The 23,542-nt window shown below is 39.6% G+C and carries 21 protein-coding genes; 7 read left to right on the top strand and 14 right to left on the bottom strand.

What is annotated here, in order from left to right; genetic code table 11:
* Nucleotides 1-105: 105 nt before the first annotated feature.
* Nucleotides 106-1,503, top strand: coding sequence for a class II fumarate hydratase (fumC, locus tag GJ691_RS10590; protein ID WP_154366677.1), 1,398 nt, complete (start codon nt 106-108; stop codon nt 1,501-1,503).
* A gap of 76 nt (nt 1,504-1,579) precedes the next feature.
* Here the strand turns inward: fumC and GJ691_RS10585 are convergent, their stop codons facing one another.
* Nucleotides 1,580-2,467 (bottom strand): hypothetical protein, encoded by an 888-nt coding sequence (locus GJ691_RS10585; RefSeq protein WP_154366675.1) that lies wholly within the window; start codon nt 2,465-2,467, stop codon nt 1,580-1,582.
* Between the two features lie 168 nt (nt 2,468-2,635).
* Between GJ691_RS10585 and GJ691_RS10580 the strand changes: the two genes are divergently transcribed.
* The 4 genes from GJ691_RS10580 (at nt 2,636) to GJ691_RS10565 (ending at nt 6,779) form a co-directional block, all read left to right on the top strand.
* Complete coding sequence (locus tag GJ691_RS10580; RefSeq protein WP_154366674.1) at nt 2,636-3,100, top strand: GNAT family N-acetyltransferase; 465 nt, start codon at nt 2,636-2,638, stop codon at nt 3,098-3,100.
* Between the two features lie 10 nt (nt 3,101-3,110).
* Nucleotides 3,111-3,935: an MBL fold metallo-hydrolase gene (locus GJ691_RS10575; protein WP_154366672.1), complete on the top strand. Its 825-nt coding sequence runs from the start codon at nt 3,111-3,113 to the stop codon at nt 3,933-3,935.
* A gap of 61 nt (nt 3,936-3,996) precedes the next feature.
* Complete coding sequence (locus GJ691_RS10570) at nt 3,997-5,397, top strand: M16 family metallopeptidase (RefSeq protein WP_154366669.1); 1,401 nt, start codon at nt 3,997-3,999, stop codon at nt 5,395-5,397.
* Entirely contained in the window at nt 5,394-6,779 is a 1,386-nt protein-coding gene (locus GJ691_RS10565) for a M16 family metallopeptidase (RefSeq protein WP_154366667.1), read from the top strand. Before GJ691_RS10570 ends, GJ691_RS10565 begins: the two co-directional genes overlap by 4 nt.
* Before the next feature lie 58 nt (nt 6,780-6,837).
* On the opposite strand, the gene ettA is transcribed toward GJ691_RS10565, so the two are convergent.
* The 3 genes from ettA to GJ691_RS10550 all read right to left on the bottom strand — a co-directional run bounded on the left by ettA (nt 6,838) and on the right by GJ691_RS10550 (nt 9,806).
* Nucleotides 6,838-8,529 carry an energy-dependent translational throttle protein EttA gene (gene ettA / locus GJ691_RS10560; RefSeq protein WP_154366665.1) on the bottom strand — a complete coding sequence of 564 codons (1,692 nt, stop codon included), beginning with the start codon at nt 8,527-8,529 and terminating at the stop codon, nt 6,838-6,840.
* 37 nt (nt 8,530-8,566) lie between these two features.
* A complete protein-coding gene (locus GJ691_RS10555) occupies nt 8,567-8,749 on the bottom strand; it encodes a CAL67264 family membrane protein (RefSeq protein WP_154366663.1) in 183 nt (60 codons plus the stop codon).
* Between the two features lie 73 nt (nt 8,750-8,822).
* Nucleotides 8,823-9,806, bottom strand: coding sequence for a Gfo/Idh/MocA family protein (locus GJ691_RS10550; RefSeq protein ID WP_179955091.1), 984 nt, complete (start codon nt 9,804-9,806; stop codon nt 8,823-8,825).
* A gap of 78 nt (nt 9,807-9,884) precedes the next feature.
* On the opposite strand from GJ691_RS10550, the gene GJ691_RS10545 reads away from it, so the two are divergent.
* Nucleotides 9,885-11,513: an acyl-CoA carboxylase subunit beta gene (locus GJ691_RS10545; RefSeq protein WP_154366659.1), complete on the top strand. Its 1,629-nt coding sequence runs from the start codon at nt 9,885-9,887 to the stop codon at nt 11,511-11,513.
* On the opposite strand, the gene GJ691_RS10540 is transcribed toward GJ691_RS10545, so the two are convergent.
* Genes GJ691_RS10540 through GJ691_RS10525 form a run of 4 tightly spaced genes read right to left on the bottom strand, consistent with a single transcriptional unit; the run spans nt 11,510 to nt 15,940 of the window.
* The gene (locus tag GJ691_RS10540) at nt 11,510-12,856 is read right to left on the bottom strand and encodes a M24 family metallopeptidase (protein ID WP_154366657.1); all 1,347 of its coding nucleotides are present in this window, start codon (nt 12,854-12,856) and stop codon (nt 11,510-11,512) included. The two genes, GJ691_RS10545 and GJ691_RS10540, sit on opposite strands and share 4 nt — an antisense overlap.
* A gap of 51 nt (nt 12,857-12,907) precedes the next feature.
* The gene (locus GJ691_RS10535) at nt 12,908-13,969 is read right to left on the bottom strand and encodes an AMP-binding protein (RefSeq protein WP_154366655.1); all 1,062 of its coding nucleotides are present in this window, start codon (nt 13,967-13,969) and stop codon (nt 12,908-12,910) included.
* Nucleotides 13,962-14,897 carry a CPBP family intramembrane glutamic endopeptidase gene (locus tag GJ691_RS10530; protein ID WP_154366653.1) on the bottom strand — a complete coding sequence of 312 codons (936 nt, stop codon included), beginning with the start codon at nt 14,895-14,897 and terminating at the stop codon, nt 13,962-13,964. Before GJ691_RS10530 ends, GJ691_RS10535 begins: the two co-directional genes overlap by 8 nt.
* A complete protein-coding gene (locus GJ691_RS10525; RefSeq protein WP_154366651.1) occupies nt 14,888-15,940 on the bottom strand; it encodes an o-succinylbenzoate synthase in 1,053 nt (350 codons plus the stop codon). The genes GJ691_RS10530 and GJ691_RS10525 overlap by 10 nt, the downstream gene beginning before the upstream one ends.
* Before the next feature lie 47 nt (nt 15,941-15,987).
* On the opposite strand from GJ691_RS10525, the gene GJ691_RS10520 reads away from it, so the two are divergent.
* A complete protein-coding gene (locus GJ691_RS10520; RefSeq protein WP_154366649.1) occupies nt 15,988-16,782 on the top strand; it encodes an SDR family oxidoreductase in 795 nt (264 codons plus the stop codon).
* Here GJ691_RS10520 and GJ691_RS10515 read toward each other — a convergent pair.
* The 6 genes from GJ691_RS10515 to GJ691_RS10490 all read right to left on the bottom strand — a co-directional run bounded on the left by GJ691_RS10515 (nt 16,775) and on the right by GJ691_RS10490 (nt 23,500).
* Nucleotides 16,775-17,455, bottom strand: coding sequence for a metal-dependent hydrolase (locus GJ691_RS10515; RefSeq protein WP_154366647.1), 681 nt, complete (start codon nt 17,453-17,455; stop codon nt 16,775-16,777). The genes GJ691_RS10520 and GJ691_RS10515 overlap by 8 nt on opposite strands.
* Nucleotides 17,456-17,491: 36 nt before the next feature.
* On the bottom strand, nt 17,492-19,459 hold the full coding sequence (locus GJ691_RS10510) for a sensor histidine kinase (RefSeq protein ID WP_154366645.1): 1,968 nt from the start codon (nt 19,457-19,459) through the stop codon (nt 17,492-17,494).
* A 716-nt stretch (nt 19,460-20,175) separates the two neighbouring features.
* Nucleotides 20,176-20,931 carry a LytR/AlgR family response regulator transcription factor gene (locus GJ691_RS10505; RefSeq protein WP_154366643.1) on the bottom strand — a complete coding sequence of 252 codons (756 nt, stop codon included), beginning with the start codon at nt 20,929-20,931 and terminating at the stop codon, nt 20,176-20,178.
* A gap of 23 nt (nt 20,932-20,954) precedes the next feature.
* The gene (menA, locus tag GJ691_RS10500) at nt 20,955-21,872 is read right to left on the bottom strand and encodes a 1,4-dihydroxy-2-naphthoate octaprenyltransferase (protein WP_154366641.1); all 918 of its coding nucleotides are present in this window, start codon (nt 21,870-21,872) and stop codon (nt 20,955-20,957) included.
* Nucleotide 21,873: 1 nt separating this feature from the next.
* Nucleotides 21,874-22,473: an SPOR domain-containing protein gene (locus GJ691_RS10495; RefSeq protein ID WP_154366639.1), complete on the bottom strand. Its 600-nt coding sequence runs from the start codon at nt 22,471-22,473 to the stop codon at nt 21,874-21,876.
* Between the two features lie 190 nt (nt 22,474-22,663).
* On the bottom strand, nt 22,664-23,500 hold the full coding sequence (locus GJ691_RS10490) for a CvfB family protein (RefSeq protein ID WP_154366637.1): 837 nt from the start codon (nt 23,498-23,500) through the stop codon (nt 22,664-22,666).
* Nucleotides 23,501-23,542: the final 42 nt, after the last annotated feature.

The raw sequence follows: 23,542 nt of genomic DNA, 5'->3' as shown, positions 1-23,542 counted from the left end.
ATCAAATTCAAAAAAAATGATGATTTTTCTAAAATTAAGGTTTACCTGAGTCTCTTAAAATCTCGCAATGAAGTACCTTTGCAAGAAATAAAAAACACCTTACATATGAGTTTTAGAATAGAAAAAGACACGATGGGAAAAGTCGAGGTGCCCTCCGATAAATACTGGGGTGCACAGACTGAACGTTCTAGGAATAATTTTAAGATCGGACCAGCGGCATCCATGCCATTGGACATCGTTTACGGCTTTGCATATTTAAAAAAGGCAGCGGCATATGCCAACCATGAATTGGGCGTACTTGATGAGAAGAAAAGAGATTTGATCGCCAATGTTTGTGATGAAATCCTTGACGGCAAACACGATGACCAGTTTCCTTTGGTAATTTGGCAAACCGGATCAGGTACACAAAGCAATATGAACGTAAACGAGGTCATTGCGAACCGCGCACACGAAATTGCAGGTAATGTTATCGGTGAAGGGGAAAAGACCATTCAACCGAACGATGATGTGAATAAATCACAATCTTCCAACGATACTTTCCCTACCGGCATGCATATCGCAGCCTACAAGAAAATCGTAGAAGTAACCATTCCTGGTGTCACCAAGCTTAAGGAGACCTTGGAGAAAAAATCGAAGGAATTTAAAAATGTGGTCAAAATAGGACGAACGCATTTAATGGATGCCACTCCCCTAACCCTAGGGCAAGAGTTTTCCGGTTATGCCTCTCAATTGGAACATGGCTTAAAAGCCTTGAACAATTCTTTAGACCACCTAAGTGAACTTGCCCTTGGGGGAACAGCTGTAGGAACCGGTTTAAACACTCCACAGGGATATGATGTACTAGTAGCTGAATATATTGCCAAATTTACCGGGTTACCTTTTAAAACGGCTGAAAATAAATTCGAGGCATTAGCAGCACATGATGCTATGGTCGAAAGCCACGGTGCTTTAAAACAATTGGCCGTATCATTGAATAAAATTGCCAATGATGTTCGTATGATGGCTTCCGGTCCTCGTTCAGGAATCGGGGAAATCATTATTCCTGCCAACGAGCCAGGAAGTTCAATTATGCCTGGAAAGGTAAACCCAACCCAATGTGAGGCCCTTACCATGGTATGTGCACAAGTGATGGGCAACGACGTTGCGATTACCGTAGGTGGTACACAAGGACACTATGAGTTGAATGTCTTTAAGCCCGTAATGGCAGCGAACTTTTTGCAATCTGCCGAATTATTGGGCGATGCTTGTTTAAGTTTCGAAACCAATTGTGTGGTAGGTATTGAACCAAACCATGAAGTGATCAAACAATTATTGAACAATTCCTTAATGTTGGTTACAGCCCTTAATCCTAAAATAGGATATTATAAATCTGCTGAAATTGCAAATACGGCACATAAGAACGGTACTACCCTAAAAGAGGAAGCCGTTAATCTAGGTTACGTTACTGCTGAGGAGTATGATGAATGGGTAAAACCTGAGGACATGGTGGGTAGTTTAAAATAAATTACCAAAACCAATTAAAAATAAAAAGGGGCAATCAATTAAGATTGCCCCTTTTTGTATGAATGGATAGTGTGTTTTATTTTAAAGTGAACTTTGAAGTTCCCAACAATTTCAATTTGTCATCATATACATTTACCATATAATTTCCTTTTTGGAAATCACCAGCTGGCTTACTAATATAATCACATACGTCCAATGACTTGTTTTCGTAGTAGAAGTTGGTTGCTTTACTGTATGTTACAGAAGCTCCGCCATCGTTCGTTTTTGAGAAGCTCTCACCAAGAACGTTTCCTTGAGGATCAAGAACCTCTACGTAAAATTCCCTATCCCCTGCTTCAGCGATGATATTGTCGGCTACAGTGAAACAGATTTTGAACTTATCCGTTCTTCCTGCCCTAGAGGTAGAAACCAATTTACCACTGGTACGTTCTTTTACGGCATCTACATTGAATTTGGAAAGATTCAAAGCAGAACCTTTTTCAACAACATCGGCCAATTGAGTGTTTTGTACTACTAATGAATCGTTGAATACAGTTTGTTTTTCCAACTCAACATACGTACTGTCACGTTGCATGGCAATCAATGTGTTCGATCTTGTCAAAGAATCCACTTGCTTAAGCAATTGTTCCCTTTCAGCTTTTAAGACACTAACCTGTCTTCTGTATCTTGACAAAGAAGCGATATCAGCTTTCATTGTTTTTACAGAATCAAGATACTTCGCAATATTGTCCCTAGCAGTTACCAACTCTTCATTGGTAGCGTTGCTTTCCAAAATAGCTTTGTCATATTCAGACTTTAAGCTGTTTAGATCCTCAACGACCAATTCTTTCTCTTGGGTAAGTACAGACTCGGTTTTTTTCTTGTCCTGATAAAGGCTCACTGTGTAAATGATCACACCTAAAAGTACAACACCTAGCAAACCTGCCAATACTTTTAATCCATTGTTATTCTTCGTTTCAGTCATAATCTAAAAATTAATTAACTTTTACCTTTTTAAAAGTGTTTGTTCGTGATTTATATACGGTTCAATTTTCTGATTGGATTTTTTATAGTTGAAAATATTTAACATTTATATTAAAATATACCTTCGTAATCCTGTATTTTAGGGGGTATTATGTTTTTAGATTTAGACATGAAGACCAAAATAATCCCATTTAAAGACAAGTATATCAACCACTTCCGTGATTTGAACTCGACATGGATAAAAGAATACTTTCATTTGGAAGCCAAGGACAAAGAAATTCTGGAAAATTGTAAAAAATCGATAATCGACAAAGGCGGCCATATCTTTTTCGCTGAATACGATGGGCAAATAGCCGGATGCTTTGCCTTTATCAACTTAAACGATACGGTTTATGAGCTGGGCAAAATGGCCGTAGCACCAAAATTCCATGGTTTGAAAATTGGTCAGAACCTACTGCAATTCGCGATTGGATTTGCCGAAGACCAACAATGGGAAAAAATTATCTTATATTCAAGTACAAAATTGGATACTGCATTACATATCTATCGAAAATTAGGGTTCAAAGAAGTTCCTTTGGAAAAAGACCTCCCCTATACGAGAAGTGATGTTAAGATGGAATTGAAACTAAACTAAAAAAAGCACCATGAAAAGATTCGTAATTCTAATGACTGCCATTTGTATGATTATGGTTTCCTGCAAGGACGAAAAGAAATCGCCGGAAAATAATGCTTCGAGCCCGGAAGCAAAAGCAACCATGGAAGATATGCTTCTAACCCCAGAAGGGAACCCTACTTCCAAAACCTTAAAAATTACCCCAATAGAACATGCGACCGCCGTTTTGGATTGGAATGACATTACGATTTATATAGACCCTGTCGGCGGTGCGGATGCCTTTAAAGACCAAAAAGAACCTGATTTGATTTTGATTACCGATATTCATGGGGATCACCTAAATGTAGAAACCTTACAGGCCCTAAATACTGAAAAAGCAAAAATAATCGTTCCACAAGCTGTTGCCGATGGGTTACCGGAGGAATTCAATCCTCAGATCGATGTACTCAACAATGGCGAAAGCAAAGAACGCTATGGCATAAAAATCGAGGCCGTTCCCATGTATAACTTACGGGAAGAAGCTAAAAACTTCCATGAAATCGGTCGTGGGAATGGTTATATATTGAATATGGGCGATCAACGTATCTATTTTTCCGGAGATACCGAGGATATTCCTGAGATGCGTGCCCTAAAAGACATTGACATAGCATTTGTATGTATGAACCTACCTTACACAATGACCGTGGAAAGTGCTGCCGATGCCGTATTGGAATTTAAACCCAAACAGGTGTACCCTTATCATTACAGGGGAAAACCTGACGTGAGTGACGTAGCTAAATTCAAGGCTTTAGTTGAAAAGACCGACCCAAACATTGAGGTTATACAACTGGATTGGTATCCGAATCAGGACTATTGATCAAAGCAAATAAGAGTAAAAAATATAATACCAACTATATCATTAATCTAAAAACAACTGTATGAAAATCAAATCAAAATGGTTTGTCCTTATGCTCTTTGCATTACTAATATCGAGTTGTGCCGAGGAAAAGGAAGAACAACAAAAGGAGACGGCCCAATTTAAAGTTCCCGTGGAATATTACAAATTGGACAATGGCCTAAAGGTTATTTTATCCAAAGACACTACTTCGCCTACAGCGATTGTTGCCGTTTATTACAATATTGGTTTTCGAATTGAACCCAAAGACCGTACCGGTTTTGCCCACCTTTTTGAACATATGATGTTTCAAGGGTCCCAAAACCTTGGCAAAATGGAGTTCATAAAATTGATTCAGCAGAACGGTGGCGTGCTTAATGGTTCAACCCGATTTGATTTCACTAATTATTTTGAAATCGTACCATCGCATAAATTAGAGACCATGCTATGGGCAGAAGCTGACAGAATGCGGGGATTGGATATTACCCAGGAAAATTTGACCAATCAACAGGGAGTTGTAAAAAATGAAGTCAAGGTAAATGTCCTGAACCAGCCTTACGGTGGGTTTCCGTGGTTGGATATGCCCCAATATGCAAACACAAATTGGTACAATGCCCATAACTTTTATGGGGATCTTGAAGATTTGGATGCTGCGAACCTCGAAGATGTCCAAAGTTTCTTCAAAACTTACTATGCCCCGAACAATGCGGCCATATCAGTAGTAGGCGACTTTGATATTGATGAAGCAAAAACATGGATAAACAAGTACTTTTCCAACATCCCTTCTGCCGAAATTCCTGAACAACCGGATATAAGCGAACCAAAGCAAGTTGAACAAAAAGAGTTCGTGAAAAACGATTCGTTGGCCAACAAACCTGCTATTGCTTTGGCTTACCACATGCCAGAACGAAACACCGAAGAATATTATGCCATGGGACTACTAGATCAAATTTTGGTCCAAGGTGACAATAGTTTATTGGCCCAGAAATTAGAAAAAGACAAAGGATATTCATCTGATGTTGGTGGAGGTATTAATTATCTGGGAAATATGTTCAACTATAAAGGCCCCATGATCTGGATGTATGACTTTACCTATGATAACGAAACATCGCGAGAAGAAATATTATCGGCTATAGACGAGGTCATGACCAACCTAAAAGAGAATATTACCCAAAAGACGGTTGATCAAGCGCTTGTTAAGCTTCGTTCGCAACTATACGACGACATAGGAGGAACCTTTGGTTTAGGGCGTGCAGACCTATTATGCAGTTTTGCACTTTTTGATGACAATCCGGAACGTATAAATACCCTAGAAGACGAATTCAAAAAAATAACCCCGGATATCGTCAAAAAAACCATAGACGAGTATTTGATCAATACGAACCGTACCATTCTTACGGTGAATCCTCTTTTAGCTGATAACGAAAAAACACAATCCAAATGAAAACTAGTATTACATACATATTGATCTTTTTCTTTTCATTTTCATTGATTGCCCAAGAAAAAGAGCAACCTCCAAAAGGTGGGGAACCGAAAAATTTCTCCTTACCTAAAAAAGAAACCGTGAAACTGGACAATGGTCTAACCTTGGTCATGGTGCCTTATGGCTCTATCCCAAAGGCCACAATAAGGTTCAGCATTAAAACCGGAAATATTGATGAGAATGAAAACCAAGTATGGTTAAGCGATCTACTGGCCGATTTGTTGGAAGAAGGCAGTACAACAAAATCATCAAAACAAATTGCCGATGAAATGGCCGGTATGGGTGGTAACCTGAACATAAGTGTTGGCCTTCATACTTCTTCAATGAATAGCTCTGTTTTGTATGAATTTGCCCCAGAAGCGATTATGCTCATGGCCGATGTTCTGAAAAATCCAAAATTTCCTGCAGAAGAGTTAGATAGACTCAAAGCCGATATGAAGCGTGACCTATCGGTTCGACTGTCCAGACCAGGTTCACAAGCGCGTCGCGATTTTTATGCACAGTTATACCCAGATCATCCATACGGCAGGGTTTATCCGTCTGATGAAATGATAGAATCCTATACCGTGGACGATATAAAACAATTCTACGAGGAACATTTTGGAGCAGTACGAACCACAGTTTATGTAGCGGGCAAATTTGATAGGGATGCGGTACAAAAAACAGTTGAAAAGGCTTTCTTGGATTGGCGTGAAGGAACACCTTCGAAATACAACATCGCCAAACCTGTAGCTTCAAATGAAGTTAAGATCATTGATAGACCAGGAGCTCCACAGTCTACCATTTATTATGGTCTCCCCGTTATAGGGCCTTCACATGAGGATTACATTGCTTTGGACATCACCAATTCAATATTGGGAGGTTCTTTTGCTTCAAGAATCACAAGTAATATTAGGGAGGACAAAGGATATACCTATTCACCATACAGTAGTTTAGATACTAGGTATAAGAGTGGTGTGTGGTATGAATCCGCAGATGTCACCACCGAACATACCGGGGCTTCATTGACCGAAATAAAAAAGGAAATCGAGAAGCTTCAGAACGAACCACCTTCCAAAGAGGAAATGGAAGGTATCATCAATTACGAATCAGGAATCTATGTCCTCCAAAACTCCACTCCAAGTGGAATCATTGGTCAGATGATATTTTTGGACACCCATGATCTTGACGAGTCGTTCTTGACCAATAAAGTGGCAAAAATGCATGAAGTAACTCCTGAAAAAGTTCAAGAAATGACAAAAAAATATATTAAGCCGGAAAATATGACCTTGATCGTGGTTGGTGATCGGGAAAAGATTGAAAATCAAATTCCGAAGCCGGTGAAGCAATCCTTAAAACAGTAATACGAAAAACAGTCTATTAAAAAAGCCCCTTCAAAAATTTTGAAGGGGCTTTTTTTTATCAGCGTATCAATTTCTTGTATTTAATTCGTTTCGGTATCAGGTCACCGCCTAAACGTTTTTTCTTGTTCTCTTCATAATCCGAGAATGAACCTTCGAAGAAATAAACTTGGGAATCCCCCTCGAAAGAAAGAATATGCGTACAGATACGATCTAGGAACCATCTGTCGTGGGAAATAACCACTGCACAACCTGCAAAGTTTTCCAAACCTTCTTCCAAGGCCCTTAATGTATTCACATCCAAATCGTTTGTTGGCTCATCTAAAAGAAGTACGTTCCCTTCTTCCTTTAAGGTCATGGCCAAGTGTAAACGGTTACGTTCCCCACCGGAAAGCATGTTCACTTTTTTGTTCTGCTCACTGCCTGAAAAATTGAATCGACTCAAATAGGCCCTGGAATTCACCTGTCTTCCTCCCATCATGATCAACTCTTGCTCATCACTGAAATTCTGCCAAATGGTCTTTTCCGGATCAATATTGGAATGACTTTGGTCAACATAGGCTATTTTAGCTGTATCCCCAACAATGAACTCTCCTTTATCCGGGGTTTCTTCTCCCATGATCATTCGGAAAATAGTGGTTTTACCAGCGCCGTTAGGCCCTATAACCCCAACAATACCTGCTTGGGGAAGTTTAAAGTTCAAATCCTCATATAACAGTTTATCCCCATAAGCCTTACTAACCCCAATCGCTTCGATAACATTGGTCCCTAAACGGGGTCCATTAGGAATATAGATTTCCAGTTTCTCATCGAGCTGTTTTTGGTCTTGGCTCATTAATTTGTCATAATTCTTTAAACGCGCCTTCTGTTTGGTTTGGCGTCCTTTAACACCTTGCCGTACCCAGTCCAATTCGCGCTCCAAGGTCTTTTGGCGTTTCGAGGCCGTTTTGCTTTCTTGGGCCATTCGTTTGGATTTTTGATCCAGCCAACTGGAATAGTTCCCTTTCCAAGGAATTCCTTCCCCACGGTCGAGTTCCAAAATCCAACCAGCAACATTATCCAAGAAATAACGGTCATGCGTCACGGCAATTACCGTACCCTTATATTGTGCCAAATGATGTTCTAACCAATGTACCGATTCGGCATCCAAATGGTTCGTAGGCTCATCCAAGAGTAAAATCTCCGGTTCTTGCAACAACAACCGACATAGGGCCACCCTTCTTCTTTCCCCACCTGACAATACCCCTATTTTTTTATCGGGTTCCGGTGTACGCAGGGCATCCATGGCAATCTCCAATTTAGTATCGAGCTCCCATGCGTTCGTAGCGTCTATTTGATCCTGTAGGGCTGCTTGCCGATCCATGAGTTTCTGCATTTTATCAGCATCCTCATACACTTCCGGCAGGCCGAACATATCATTGATCTTATTGTACTCATCCAAAATAGCAACGGTTTCGGCCGCACCTTCCTTGACCACTTCGAGCACAGTCTTTTCTTCATCTAACTTGGGTTCCTGCTCCAAGTACCCTACTTTGTATCCCGGCGAAAAAACCACATCGCCTTGAAAATTCTTATCTACCCCTGCTATAATGCGCAACAAGGTTGATTTTCCCGAACCATTAAGTCCTAAAATGCCGATTTTGGCACCATAAAAGAAGCTCAGGTATATATCTTTCAGTACCGGAGTATTCGCATTTTTATACGTTTTCGTAACTCCGGACATGGAGAAAATGACTTTCTTATCGTCAGACATTGATTATTCTGTATTAAATTATTGGATATTCTTTTGGTTAGACCCTTCCTTTGAGCGCATTGAAAACCCAGGCAATGGCAAAAAAACCAATACCTACCGAAGCAAAGCCCCAGCCTGCAATTTCATCATATCTAAAAGCTCCCAGCGCGATCAAGGCAAGACCTACGAAAATCATTATAAAAGTAGCCCAGGCCAATACCGTGTTCTTATTCATTCCCATATCTTGTTAGTTAGGTTTTAGGTAACTGTAAATATCGTAAATTTTAGGTGAAAATATCGTGTAAGCCTTGATTTTATTGTTCAAAAGGGAACTTGATGCCATTTTTGACCCGTATGGTTTCCAATAATTCTGCAAGGTCCAAACTGTTTTTATGACTCCAAAGATCACTTTGTAACTTCCCTTGTTTTAAACAAGAATGTACTTCTTCCACTTCATACGTATAACCAAAACCGGGCGTAGGTAATTCAACATAATCGGCATCATCCCCTTTTTTAAATGTATAACCCTGGGCAATGTGCCATTGGGGACTAAGGAACAAAGCCCCTTTGCTACCCGATATTTCTGCTTCCATTTTTGAACCGGAAGTTAGGCCACTGTATAAAATCGCTTGTGCCTTAGGGTATTCGAATATCATCGAGGTTTGTACCTCTACCCCTGTTTTATAAAATTTGGAAGATGTTTTTATATTAACGGGCATACCCAAAAACAAATAAGAAAGAAAAATAGGATATATACCAATATCCAACAAAGAGCCCCCACCCAATTCGGGATTCAACAACCTTCCATCCTCTGGTCTATCCAAGGCATAAAATGCAAAATCGGCATGTAAATAACCTAATTCCCCAATTTCACCGGCCTCAACCAAAGCTTTTGCTTTTCTTATTGAAGGATTAAAACGCGACCAAAGCGCTTCCATGAGAAAAACCTTGTTCTTTTCCGCTACCGAAACCATTTCTTCCACATCCGAACGATCCATGCCCATCGGTTTCTCACAAAGCACACTTTTGCCATGGTTCATCGCCTTAATACTCCATTCTTTATGTCCCGTATGCGGTGTGGCGATATAAACAACATCTACCTCATCACATTCAAATAATGCTTGGTACGACCCAAAGGCATGTTTTGCTTGATGTTGTTTGGCGAAAGCATCCGCTTTATCCATACTTCTTGAAGCAACTGCGATAATTTCAGCATCATCTACCAAATTAAGGTCATTGGCGAATTTTTGGGCTATTCCGCCCAAACCTATAATTCCCCATCGTATCTTTTGTCCCATATTCATTTTAAATTATACCCAAAAGTAATCAATTTTACTCCTTATCTTTAACCGAATATTTTACAAATCCGATAGTATATGGACATAAAGTTCAACAAAAACGAAGATCAAAATAAATTGCAATTATCCGAGTTACGCAAGCGACTGGCCCAAGTAAAATTAGGTGGTGGGAAAACCCGTATTGAAAAGCAGCACAAACAAGGGAAAATGACCGCTCGGGAACGTATTGCCTTTTTGTTGGATGATGACGGGAACAGCCTGGAAATAGGTGCCTTCGCCGGAGAAGGAATGTACGCGGAACATGGGGGATGCCCTTCTGGTGGGGTAATTGTGAAAATAGGCCATGTACAAGGAAAACAATGCATTGTAGTGGCCAATGATGCCACTGTAAAAGCGGGAGCTTGGTTTCCCATTACCGGAAAGAAAAACCTTCGCGCCCAGGAAATTGCCATTGAAAATAGATTACCCATTATTTATTTGGTCGATAGTGCCGGAGTGTATCTTCCCTTACAGGATGAAATCTTCCCGGACAAAGAACATTTTGGTCGCATCTTTAGGAATAATGCCATCATGAGCAGTATGGGAATTACCCAAATTGCCGCTGTCATGGGAAGTTGTGTGGCAGGGGGTGCTTATTTACCCATAATGAGCGATGAAGCTTTGATCGTGGACAAAACAGGAAGCATATTCCTTGCCGGTAGTTATTTGGTAAAAGCCGCTATTGGCGAACAAATTGATAATGAATCGCTCGGTGGTGCAACCACCCACAGTGAAATAAGTGGAGTAACTGATTACAAAGCGCTTGATGATAAAGATGCCTTAACCAAAATCAAAAACATCGTAGATAAAATCGGGGATTTTGATAAGGCTGGATTCAATCGGAAGGATGCCCAAAATCCCAAAGAAAATGCTGATGATATTTACGGAATTCTTCCCGGCTCCAGGACAGACCCTTACGATATGCATGATATTATCGAAAGATTGGTCGATAATTCCGAGTTTGAGGAATATAAAGAAGGCTACGGAAAAACCATTCTCACCGGTTATGCCAGGATTGATGGGTGGGCCGTTGGCATCGTGGCCAATCAACGTAAAGTTGTAAAAACAGCTAAAGGGGAAATGCAATTCGGGGGAGTTATATATTCCGATTCCGCAGATAAAGCAACACGCTTCATTGCCAACTGTAACCAAAAGAAAATTCCATTGGTATTTCTACAGGATGTCACTGGGTTCATGGTAGGTAGTAAAAGCGAACAAGGTGGAATCATAAAGGACGGGGCTAAAATGGTAAATGCCGTTAGTAACTCGGTGGTACCAAAATTTACGGTTGTGATCGGAAACAGTTATGGTGCCGGTAATTATGCCATGTGCGGTAAAGCGTATGACCCTAGACTGATCGTAGCATGGCCAAGTGCCGAACTTGCGGTTATGAGTGGCAATTCAGCCGCAAAGGTTCTATTACAGATAGAAAAAGCCTCTTTAAAGAAAAAGGGAGAGACGATTACCAAAGAAAAGGAAGAAGCCCTTTTCAGTAAAATAAAGGAACGTTATGATGATCAGGTTTCGCCCTATTATGCCGCTGCCCGTTTATGGACAGATGCTATCATAGACCCATTGGATACCCGTAAATGGATATCAATGGGAATAGAAGCCGCTAACCATGCGCCTATTGAAAAGCAATTTAATATGGGGGTTTTGCAGGTTTAATTCCCCTGATGCGATTTTACTCTGGGTATCAGCAATAGTTCCGTCTGCCTACCATTTACATAGCGAAAGCCATTTTCACCATAGAACCCCGCTTCTTCGAGCATAATACGAATGTCACGTTTCCATTCGGGAATAGTGATGGTCGTATTCAATTCAATGGCATACACCGTATTGGGATTTAACGGATAGTTTTCCCCATCATCTTTCATTACCCCTCCTTGCGCATCCCACATACCAATTGTTGTACCTGCCGAATGCCCATATAACCCCAAAGGATGGGTATAAATGGCCGGACGAAGTCCTTCTGCCTTGGCATCTTGCAATGCTTTGGCCAAAATTTCATTTCCTGTTCTGCCTTTGATCATATTCTTTGTTAAGAAATCCTGTACTTTGTTTCCGGCCATCAATCCGTCGACAAGAAATTTAGGGGCTGATTTTTCCTCTGGCTTTAAAACATATGCCAATTCCTGGCAATCGGTATTCAGGCGCAAATAAGTAATACCAAAATCACAATGCAACAAATCCCCTGGACGGATTACCATATCATCGGGCCTACCTGAAAAGGAATACAAATGATCAACAAGTTCCTCACTCGTTCGTTGTACATCGACTGTAGGGTGGAACCATGTTTCCAACCCCATATCGGTCACTTTTTGCCGCATCCACCACTCAACCTCAGTTGTAGTAGTAACTCCGGGTGTAATTACTTTTTCAGAAAATGCCTCTGCAATGATATCATGTGTAATGTCTACCAATTGATTATAGATGACCATCTCCCGTTCCGTACGAGTCTCGATCCAACGAACCGCCAACTGTTCCGCTGAAACCACTTTTTTATGATATGCTTTGGGTAAATTGTCCATGAATGCATCATAATCGGTCTTATCCAATCCATCGGCAATATTGTGGTCTTTAGAAAAATTAAGCCCTATTTTAGACGGATTCCTTTCCGAGATCAATTGCATCAATCGTTTCCATTGATCAGGTTCTTTTTCCTTATCCCAGGCAGAAACAATATTCTCTCCCACATTATAACGGGCAACTGCCAACTTTTCTATGTTATTCTTCGTCTTATCCCTGTAAAAAAGCAAGATGGTTCTTCTTCGCGCGTTTAACCATGTTGCCGGCAACATGGTTCGTAAAACCGGATCTTCATTGTATTCCCGTGAAATAACCACCCACAGATCAATATCGCTTTTATCCATAAGACCAGGCAATAGGTTGTTGAATCTGTCCGCCAATATTTCATCAACTATTCTGGCCCGTTCATTCTTGGGAAGAACCTGTTGGGAATATGCAGTAATGGAAAAGATGGTGAATAAAAAGTATGCGATTTTTTTCATAGGTTGGTTTTAGCTATGAAAATACAAATTAATCTTGCAATTAAAATCGGGTCACTTTAAAATTTCCTGAAGTGTCTTTTGTCTAGACACCTTACCATTGACAGTTTCCACGAATTTTTCAACAAAAAAGATATCCTTGGGAACTTCGTGTTTTTCCAATGTCGCCAAAGTCTTAATCCTTTCCGAAAGATCGGTATCTTCGTTTTTCCCTTCAATCAAAAGAATCAATTTTTGCCCTAATAGGTCATCTGGTACACCGGTAACAAAATATCTTTGATCTAATACGGAACTAAGTTTTCTTTCAATCTGTTCAGGTAATAATTTGATCCCTCCTGAGTTTATCACATTATCATACCTACCCAACCATTTGAATTCTTTGTCAGAGACAAGTTCCACGATATCATTTGTAACGATTCGCTCATTATTCAAGTTAGGTGCATTAATAACAAGACAATTTCTTTCATCCTTTTCGATGGAGATGTTGGGCAATGTCTCAAAACAGTCCTTGACCCCATTGTTTATTTTCTTTACGGCGACATGGGTTATGGTCTCCGTCATTCCATAGGTCTCGTATATATCCGTCATTTTATCCTGGATCTTTGCTTTTAGGGCCACTGATACCGGAGCACCACCTACGATCAACGTTTTGATATGGTTGATCTGATCCAAAGAGTTTTCCAATTGCAGGGGAACCATGGCACAGAAGTGATAACAACGTTCCAAATCTTTCAATGGAGTCGAGGAAGGTGGCACCCAATCCAATTCCAAACCAAGTACCATTGACCTTATAAACATCATTTTACCTGCAATATAATCCCCAGGCAGACATAATAAGGCAGACTGCCCCGGCCAAAGATCAAAATAAGCTCCTGTGATTTTGGCCGAATTGACCATATGCTGTTTTTTTAAATAAATCACCTTGGGTTCGCCAGTTGACCCTGATGTTTTTACGGGGATAAAATCGTTCTTGTCGATCCAATCCAATAAAAATTCCCCCATGGCCTTTTGGTAGGGCTCCCCCTCTTTGATCAAGCTATAGCTTATTTCCCCTAGATCTTTGTATTCAATGGATGCTCCATTCCATTTGAACTTATAATGAATATCCCTATACATGCGCTTCTTCTGTGTTTTGTGCTAAAAATATTTCTTTATCCATCACTTTTCCCGTAAGTCTTTCCTTCCAATTGGTCCACCCATATTTTTTGGAAAAAATCAACAACAGAATCGGATAGATTACCAGTACCGGAATAAAAATATCCCATCCTAAAGTGGGTTGTGATACGTCTTTATAAATTGAGTTGGTCTGGAAAGCGGTCCAATCGGCGGTTACCAGTAATGCTGCCGTAAGGTTGTTCGCTGCATGAAAACCGATAGCCAGTTCAAGTCCTTCATCCATCAAGGTCAAAATCCCTAAAAAGAATCCAGTTCCAATATAAAAAACCATGATACCGTATCCTATTTTACCTACTTCCGGATTCGCGGCATGCATAACCCCAAAGAGTACGGAGGTAACAATCAAGGGCACCCATCTATTCTTCGCCATAATACCAAGGCCTTGCATCAAATGTCCCCGGAACATATATTCTTCAAAACTGGTCTGTAAAGGCACCAGGACCACGGCCATGACAAATAGTACCAAAAAAGGAATGGGCTTAAAATTGAAGACATAATCCTCGGGCGATAACATAATATCGGCCAACATCATAACGGCTGTAATACCTCCCCACAATGAAAAAGCGAATAATATCCTTTTCCAATCTACCTTTTTACGGGATGTGGTCAAAGAGGTTATCGACTGCCCATGCACCAAATATACCCATCCAAGAATAATGAAAAACCCAGCAACCAAAGGTCCTATGGCCAAGATGAAAAATGCATTGAGCCCTATTTTATCAATGATACTCTTCATCATCACATCGGTATCTACCGGGGAATTAATGGTCATAATGTAATTGGCCACCATCATCGCTGAAAAGCCCAAGATAGGAACCCAATATTTCCACAATCCTAAATTACCTTTGTAACCTTGTTCTATAAACATAAATTCTCTATTAAATTCGGTTGCCAACCTTTATTCTTTCGGCTATAAATATATCCTTTTTCCACCTGTAGCGGGCCTTCAAAATTATTGGTATACAACCCGCCTGTACCCAGACCTTGAGGCATTGTATTCTTTAAGGTGTACGTCCATTGGGCAATGGCATTCAAACCGATATTACTTTCCAACGCGCTGGTGACCCACCAACCAATACCCAAACGTTCCGCAATTTCAATCCACTCCCCGCTTCCCCTGAAACCCCCGACCAATGTTGGTTTTAATATAATATACTGGGGTTTAACAGTTTCCAACAACTTTTCTTTCTTTTTAATATCGACCACACCGATCAATTCTTCATCCAAGGCTATGGGTAAGGGTGTTTTTGCACATAGGTCCTTCATTAACAGAATATTGCCTTGACGTATGGGTTGTTCAATGGAATGTAATCCAAAATTAGCCAATTCATTGAGTTTATCTAAAGCTTCAATGGGTTTAAAAGCCCCATTGGCATCGACGCGCAGTTCTATCTGTTCTTGTGAATACTCCTTACGAATTGCCTCTAAGAGGGAAATTTCGGCCCTAAAATCGATGGCCCCTATCTTTAGTTTTAAACATCGAAAGCCCATTTCCAATTTTTGTTGTATCTGTTCCAGCATATAAGATTCATCGCCCATCCAAATGAGTCCGTTTATAAGTATATGGGCTTCGCTTTTTGTAAATGCCGATGGAAATAAATCAAGGAAATCCTCAGAATTTAAAGACAAAAAAGCCTGTTCCACAGCAAATTGAATACTAGGAAAGTCTCGTAATTCGTCTAAAAGATATGGTAAACCCTTTTGTATATGCCTGCATGTCCATTCAAGTTTTTCCTCAAATCCGGGTACATCGTCAAAACTAAGGCCTTTGAACATACCGCATTCCCCAATCCCATAGTTACCATCTTTCCTTATTATCAGGAACCAAGTTTCCTTTTGTGTAAGGATTCCGCGCGAAGTACCACTGGGTCTTTTAAAATCTAACGTATATTTTTTTACTGAGGCCTGCATTCGTTGCTGCCAAATTTAACTATATTTTAGGTCTAAAAAACAAAGAAATGCAAAGTATCGAAGGTAAAGTGGTATGGATTACGGGAGCGTCCTCCGGTATAGGTGAAGCACTAACCTATGCATTAAGTGAAAAAAACTGTAAACTGATCATTTCCGCTAGAAACGAAGAAGCATTACAGCGCGTTAGGAACAATTGCGCAAAAAAAGACCTAGTAAAGATCTTACCATTGGATTTAGGGAGTTTTAAAACCATGGGGCAAACTGTGGAACAAGCCCTTTCCTTTTATAGCTCCGTGGACATTCTCATTAATAACGCGGGAATTAGCCAGCGCTCATTGATTATCGATACCGCGTTCGAAGTCTATAAAAAATTGATGGACATCAATTACCTCGGAACCATTGCCTTGACCAAGGCCCTTCTCCCCTATTTTATCCAAACCAAAAAAGGACATTTTGTTACCGTTACCAGTTTAATGGGGAAATTTGGATCACCCTATAGGTCTGGTTATTGTGGGGCCAAACATGCGCTTCATGGTTTTTTTGATGTTTTGCGTATGGAGCATGAAAAGGATGGGGTCTCCGTTACCTTGGTTTGCCCTGGTTTTGTACAGACCAATATTGCGAAAAATGCCCTCACAGGAGATGGTAGCGCACAGGAAAATGATGATGTCGCCACACAGAACGGGCTCTCGGCCACAACTTTTTCTAAAAAAATGATTCGTGCCATTGAACAAAAAAAGTTCGAGGTATATATCGGAAAAGGAGAAACGAAAGGCGTTTACCTAAAACGGTTTTTTCCAAGACTATTGCACAAAATGGTCCTAAGAAGCCAGGTCAGATAATCAAAGAACCACCTATCTCCAGCAAATGTAATTTTTTTCCGGTTTTCTTGAATTCATCAATGGCCACTGTATGATCAATTTCAATATAACCGAAAGTGTCGTAATGATACCCTAAGATATTATCGCATTCCACAAAATCAGAAGCTAAAATCGCATCATTGATACCCATGGTGAAATTGTCCCCAAGCGGTAAAACGGCAAGATCCAATTTCGTACTCAATGGAATCAGTTTCATATCCATTGTCAAAGCGGTGTCGCCGGCAATATAGATGTTTTTCCCTTCAGTAGACAGAATGAATCCACCGGGTTGGCCACCATATGACCCATCAGGAAAAGATGAAGTATGAATGGCATGAACATATTTGAGTTTTCCAAAATTGAACTGCCACTGACCACCATGGTTCATCGGGTGTACTTTTATTCCCTTTGTCTCATAATGTGTGGCGATCTCAAAATTACTTACAACGATCGCACCAGAGGCCTTTGCAATTTCCTCTACGTCTAAAATATGATCTTGATGTGCGTGGGTTACAAGAATATAATCGGGCTTAAGATCGGTAATATTGATTTTTCCGGAAGCCTTTTCGTTTCCTGAAATAAAGGGATCTACTAAAATGGATGCTTTTTCAGCTTCAATCAAAAGTGAAGCATGACCTAGGAACGTTATTTTCATTTTTGAAGTTTTTGGTACTTCAAAGTTACAGAACTCTTACTTAAAATTAAACCAGTAGCGCACACCTTCCGATGTTTTATCTACATTTAAATTAGTCTGTAACTGATTCGCCAGTCTATTCATAAGACGAATACCCATGGAAGCTTGAGCGCGTTCATCGGTATCATCGGGCAAACCAACCCCATTATCGGTATATTCAAAAAAGCCTTCTTGACCGTTTTGTTTTCTGATATGGATATAGATCTTACCATTTTCCTCGTCATGTGGAAATGCATATTTAAAGGTATTGGATACCAATTCATTCAAAATCAACCCAAAAGGAATGGCCCTATCAATATCTAACTCAACCCCCTCGGCATCTATGGTAATATTGATGTTATGACCGCCTTTTTTATAGACCGATTGAACGCTATTGATCAAACTTTCAATATATCCTTGCATTTCAATTACCGAAAGGTCATCGTTTTGATAAAGTTTCTGGTGTATAAGCGCCATGGCCTTTACCCTGCTCTTACCTTCTTCCAATGCAACGATGGCTGCCTTACTACGCGTATTTTTGGTTTGAAGGCTCAATAAACTTGAAACCATTTGTAGGTTATTCTTAACCCTATGGTGAATCTCTTTTAATAGGGAATCTTTCTCTTTTAACGAATTCTCGATGATATATTTCTGCTCGGCGATCAATCGTTGGTTTTTGATACTTTTTAAATAGGCATACACAAGTCCGGCAAATCCCATTAAGGTAAATACCAGTGAAATGAAAACAAGGTTTATTTTTTCATCCTGAGCGGTCATTTCCAGCCTTTGCAGTTCCAAGTTTTTTTTCTGTTCTTCGAACATGGCCTGGGTATTGGCCAGATCCCTACCCATAACGGTGGCCAATTGTTGTGTACGTAATTCAGATTCATTTACGTCTATAGAATCCCTGATCCGCATATTACGCTTTAAATACGCGGCTGAATTTTGATAGTCACCTGTTTTATCATAATAGGAAGACAAAAGGCGATTTCTTTTTAAGATATGGGCCGTCTTCGTTAAGCTCAAATCCGAACTCAAATACTCCACTGCCTTTTCATAATTCTCCAATCGAAGATAGCAATTCGCAATTTCCAGGGTGTTCTCAACGATATCGGAAGAGTATTTCCCTTTGCTATTCTCTGAAATCTGTTGAATACTTGATTCCAAAAAAGGAATGGCCACCTCATACTGGCCAAGTTGGGAATAACATTTTCCGATATTACCGTCAATGACCCCCATAAGGCTATTTGCACTGATAAGCTCACTTTCGGATTTAACGACTGTTATATTGTTTAAATACACGGTTAAATGCCCCTTGGCCTCCTTATACTTATTAAGGGCAACGGAAGGGGAATTATCCAAACGTAAATAATTACCGATATTGTTGTGGTATTTGGCCTGACTGAATTCATCATCGTCGGGAAAAGTCTTCCTAACTTCGATAATATAGTCTTTCATGGCCTTTCGGTGTAACCCCAAATTAGAATAGATATCATAAAAAGCGATATCCTCTGTTAAGCCAAGGTCTTTTTTTTCTTTTCGGATATCAATTTGTTCCGCATAAAGGGCCAATTGCGAATATGTACTATCCATCAACCCCAATAACTTGGCCTTGAAATCAAGTTCCAACTGATCCTTTTCATCATACAGTTCGCTGGAAATGGCCAAACTTTTATCGTAATCACCTAGATCATAATAAACTTGGGATTGCATAAGCATATAATGCTTAATGGCCATAGAATCCTTATCTTTTATGGCTTCGTTCAGATACTGGTTTACCGAATCTAACCAATCGTAGGCAGAATTCTGCTTATATCGGTTAGGTGAACCGAAAAAATATGAAAAGCGTTGGGCGTGCTGGTCCTGATTCTTAAAATTAAGATACACATCATCGACCAATGGCACAGAGTCCTGTGAATGAATTCCGGGAGCTATAAATAAGCAAAATATGCTTATGATCAAAGATTTGCCAAGCAGCTTTTTCATACGTAATATAAAACCGAACTTACTCGTGATAAATCGGTTTCATTAGATTTTAGTTGTAAACGCCCGTTCATAAGATAACATACGTGTATCGATAGAACGAAATTTTACAATAGTGATTGTCCTCGTTTCAATAATTTCTACCATAATTACACAGAAAACCCTGCTGTATACTAAAAAACAACTGGATTCCCTTGTTTTTAAACCCACAAGACACCATCCTGATGGGATAGTGCTTTTAGGTAAGTAATACGGTAAGTTTTGGGAACTTATAAAGAGAAACAAAAATATGATTTCATTGCCCGTGTCGCTAGAACAATGTTGTGAAACCCCCGTTTTCTGTTGCGAAAAGGCAAAACCGAAAACCACTATGTATTTCATCGTGTTTTTCATGCATTTCACAGAATGATTGTAGGAAAGAAAATTGATTTTATCCCGATTATAGCATGTTCTGCAAACGCATGGTTTTTTTAAACTAAAAAGAGCCCTGTTTTACAACAAAGCTCTTTTACGAGAACACTATATGAAAATGAAAAAATTATTTACTTTTTAAATGCAATTCCTTGTTTTGAATCACATGGCTAATATATACCCAAGTTCGAGTTCCTGAAACTTATTGTTGTGAAGTAGTTGATTCTTGTGGTGAGGCCCTTTAAAAAATGTTGTAATAAAAAAAGAGGTGCTTTCGGCACCTCTTTTTCAATAGTTAAAGCTATTCGTTAAGAATTCATTGCTGATATGATGAATTCTTTAAAATCTTTTGAAATAGGGATAAGGTTATTGTTGATCATTATATCCTTTGAATTGATGGCATCAATATGATCCACATTCACGATATAGGATTTATGTGCCCTATAGAATTTGTTCTTAGGCAATTTCTCCAAATAATCCTTTAATGGAGAACGTACCAAAAATTTCTTGTCAACCGTGTTTACTTCCAAGTATACATTATCCGCCTTGATAAATTGGATATCCCCGAACTGTATTCGATAATATAAATGTTGTTTCTTAACAAAAATAGAATCCTTTAGTACGGAATTGGACATGGGCACATCATCGTTCGCAACATTTTCGGGTGCAGCGCTCTTGTTGGTGCCGTATGTAAAATTCGAAAGGGCTATTTCTATGGAAGTATAAAGATCTTGTTGCTCAAAAGGTTTTACCAAATAACCATTGGGTTTTACCGTCTTCGCATTTTCAACAGTGGCCCTGTCCGAATTGGAAGTAACAAAGATAAAAGGTATATCATAATTCTCACGAATATGCTTGCCCAGATCTATCCCAGTTTTATCAGATGCCAAAATAATGTCTATCAGAACAAGATCCACTTGCTCCGTTTTCAAAACTTTTTCAGCTTGTTCATACACTATGACATTGTCTACAATCTCATAGCCGATTTCTTCAAGCATCGATTGCATATCGTCGGCAATAATCACATTATCCTCAACGATCAATATTCTAATAGGTTTTTCCAAGACATTTATGGTTTAGTAAGTTATTACCCAAAATTACAAAAAATATTATTACCCAAATAAAACAAGAGGGAAAGGAAAAATATACTAATCGCCAACACCTTCAATTCGGGGTCCAATAAAGATGGATCACCAGTTTTAACAACCCTTTTAAGCTGTAATACTATCGGAATAAAAACAATTAAAGGAAGAAGCTGAAAATAACATTGGAACTCCAAAATCAAATAGACCAATAAACATATCAGGCCTATCGCAATCAAGAAGGTATGATAGACCTTACCTTTTTCAAAACCCATTTTTACCACCAAGGTATTTTTGTTCGATGCCTTGTCCGATTCGTGGTCCCTAAGGTTATTGAGGTTAAGTACCGCTGTACTCAAAGCCCCTATGGACATAGCCGGTAATACCGCCGTTAATGAAATACTCTTGGTAAATAGGAACATGGTTCCCAGAACAGCCAACAATCCGAAGAAGATAAAAACAAAAACATCTCCCAAACCCCGATATCCATAGGCCGAAGCCCCAACGGTATATTTAATCGCGGCCCAAATACTAAATGCCCCTAAAGCCATGAACAAGAAAATATATCCTAGGTTTTCAGGTCCGAAAGCAAGATAGACCACGGCGACCACAAAAATTATATTGATGATTATCGAAATGACAATACCTCGTTTCAGTACTTTCCTGGTCAATAACCCGCTTTGTAAAACCCGTTTTGGGCCAATACGGTCTTCATTATCGGTACCTTTGACCCCGTCTCCATAATCATTGGCAAAATTAGATGTTATCTGAAAACCGATGGCCGTACATAGTGCCAAGATAAAAATGGTTATGTCGCTACTGCCCTGAAAACCGGCCAAAGCAGTACCTACCAAAATCCCGGATACGGAAAGAGGAAGTGTACGTAATCGCGCAGCGTTTATCCAAGTAGATAATTTAGGCAACCTAGTAAGGGTCTTCTATTTGTAGTCGTTTCCCATCTTTGTAGGAGGCAACGAATGCGTCGTTGAATCCTAAGTTAACCAACTGCTTACGAAATTTCTGCGCTTCTTGAAGCGTTTCGAAATTACCTAACGAGTATGAGTAAAACGGATTGGTCTTAACAAAAAGTGTGTTGGTCAAAGCCTCAGAGGCCAAAGTAACATTATTATCGACAAATGATTTTACCTGAACTGAATAGATGGTTTCCTTATCCAAAAAACTCTTGGCCAAGTAAAATTCCTTCACCAAGCTCAATTCCTCATTTTGTTTCCTAAGATTGTCGATACGGGCCTTATGTGCCTCTAAACTATCTATGGAAACCAAAAGGTTATTTCGGTTCTCCAAACTATTCGAAGTACTAAGCCCTGCGGTATAGGTGGTTATTCCAAATGTACCAACTAGAAACAGTCCGGTGATCACTGCCAGTACATTCCGTTGTACCTTACTTCTTTTAAGTTCCTTGTTCTTTATTTTAATTTGATCTAGAAGACGTTCGTTTATGATCTGCGCCTTGTCTATATCCTTATGCAATTCCAATAAATCGCTTTCTTCTATAAATGGCATGTAATGTTATGTTTTTAGGGGTCTGATCGGTTAAAGGTAACCAAAAAAAATTAATGAATTTAACATATAAAAAATATCAAGCAATAAAATTAAAATTTTTGCCCATTATATCCATACTTTGCAACAAATTTCTTAGTACAGAACTGATATTCATTACCTTAGACCATTATTCAAGTAGGTTTTGCCCCCTTCAGGTACCTATGGCATAAATACCGTCACTCTTTATCTCGATCTTTCTTGCCTTATAAAGTGTACCTATTCCTTTTTTAAAGACTTTTTTACTCATTTGCAGCTCTTCCTTGATCAATTCGGGATCGGACTTATCGTGCAGACCCAAATACCCTCCATGGGCCATTAGCTGCTCGTAAATCTTGTTTGCTGCAGGTTCCAAGATCTTTTCCCCCAAGGGCTGCAATGAAACATCTATTTTATTATCGGGACGTATTCTCTTAATAACACCTTTTGTATTGTCCCCTATGGATATGGTCTTGAAAATCTCATTGAGATATACCAAGCCTTTGTGCAGGTTGTTAATGATCACCTCGTATCCTAATTCGGTTTTCCTGGCAACCACCAAATCTACCACATCACCTTCTTTGACCGATAAGGTATCGTTACTCAAGAACCTGTCTATTTTGTTCGAACCCACCAATCTATTGCTCTGTTGATCCAAATAACAATAGACCACATACCAATGGCCTTCTTGCATTTTATCTCGCTGTTCCCTAAATGGCACCAAAAGATGCTTTTCAAGTCCCCAGTCCAAAAAGGCTCCATATTCATTGACCTCAACGACTTTCAACAACTGAAATTCATTAACGAGTATTTCAGGCTCCAAGTTAGTGGCCACGGGCCTTTCAGAATGATCAAGATAACAGAATACGGTCAATGAATCCCCTATTGAATAATCCTCTGGAACGTATTTGTTGGGCAATAGAATATCATTGCCTTCACCATCCCCTAAAAAAAGTCCCACACTGGTATCCCTCAAGATTTCAAGTGTATTGTATGTTCCCAATGCTATCATATTGCAAAAGTAAGGTTTAAAAGTGTTGGCATAAAAAAACCG

This window comes from Maribacter luteus (assembly GCF_009674825.1).
Lineage (GTDB): Bacteria > Bacteroidota > Bacteroidia > Flavobacteriales > Flavobacteriaceae > Maribacter_A > Maribacter_A luteus.
The sequence above is the reverse complement of the archived record's forward strand: the minus strand, read 5'-3'. Positions and strand labels throughout refer to the sequence as shown.

Bases quoted from the DNA above. Each gene is read 5' to 3' on its own strand.
- fumC (WP_154366677.1), top strand. From the start codon at position 106: ATGAGTTTTAGAATAGAAAAAGACACGATGGGAAAAGTCGAGGTGCCC.
- GJ691_RS10585 (WP_154366675.1), bottom strand. From the start codon at position 2,467: ATGACTGAAACGAAGAATAACAATGGATTAAAAGTATTGGCAGGTTTG.
- GJ691_RS10580 (WP_154366674.1), top strand. From the start codon at position 2,636: ATGAAGACCAAAATAATCCCATTTAAAGACAAGTATATCAACCACTTC.
- GJ691_RS10575 (WP_154366672.1), top strand. From the start codon at position 3,111: ATGAAAAGATTCGTAATTCTAATGACTGCCATTTGTATGATTATGGTT.
- GJ691_RS10570 (WP_154366669.1), top strand. From the start codon at position 3,997: ATGAAAATCAAATCAAAATGGTTTGTCCTTATGCTCTTTGCATTACTA.
- GJ691_RS10565 (WP_154366667.1), top strand. From the start codon at position 5,394: ATGAAAACTAGTATTACATACATATTGATCTTTTTCTTTTCATTTTCA.
- ettA (WP_154366665.1), bottom strand. From the start codon at position 8,529: ATGTCTGACGATAAGAAAGTCATTTTCTCCATGTCCGGAGTTACGAAA.
- GJ691_RS10555 (WP_154366663.1), bottom strand. From the start codon at position 8,749: ATGGGAATGAATAAGAACACGGTATTGGCCTGGGCTACTTTTATAATG.
- GJ691_RS10550 (WP_179955091.1), bottom strand. From the start codon at position 9,806: ATGGGACAAAAGATACGATGGGGAATTATAGGTTTGGGCGGAATAGCC.
- GJ691_RS10545 (WP_154366659.1), top strand. From the start codon at position 9,885: ATGGACATAAAGTTCAACAAAAACGAAGATCAAAATAAATTGCAATTA.
- GJ691_RS10540 (WP_154366657.1), bottom strand. From the start codon at position 12,856: ATGAAAAAAATCGCATACTTTTTATTCACCATCTTTTCCATTACTGCA.
- GJ691_RS10535 (WP_154366655.1), bottom strand. From the start codon at position 13,969: ATGTATAGGGATATTCATTATAAGTTCAAATGGAATGGAGCATCCATT.
- GJ691_RS10530 (WP_154366653.1), bottom strand. From the start codon at position 14,897: ATGTTTATAGAACAAGGTTACAAAGGTAATTTAGGATTGTGGAAATAT.
- GJ691_RS10525 (WP_154366651.1), bottom strand. From the start codon at position 15,940: ATGCAGGCCTCAGTAAAAAAATATACGTTAGATTTTAAAAGACCCAGT.
- GJ691_RS10520 (WP_154366649.1), top strand. From the start codon at position 15,988: ATGCAAAGTATCGAAGGTAAAGTGGTATGGATTACGGGAGCGTCCTCC.
- GJ691_RS10515 (WP_154366647.1), bottom strand. From the start codon at position 17,455: ATGAAAATAACGTTCCTAGGTCATGCTTCACTTTTGATTGAAGCTGAA.
- GJ691_RS10510 (WP_154366645.1), bottom strand. From the start codon at position 19,459: ATGAAAAAGCTGCTTGGCAAATCTTTGATCATAAGCATATTTTGCTTA.
- GJ691_RS10495 (WP_154366639.1), bottom strand. From the start codon at position 22,473: ATGCCATTTATAGAAGAAAGCGATTTATTGGAATTGCATAAGGATATA.
- GJ691_RS10490 (WP_154366637.1), bottom strand. From the start codon at position 23,500: ATGATAGCATTGGGAACATACAATACACTTGAAATCTTGAGGGATACC.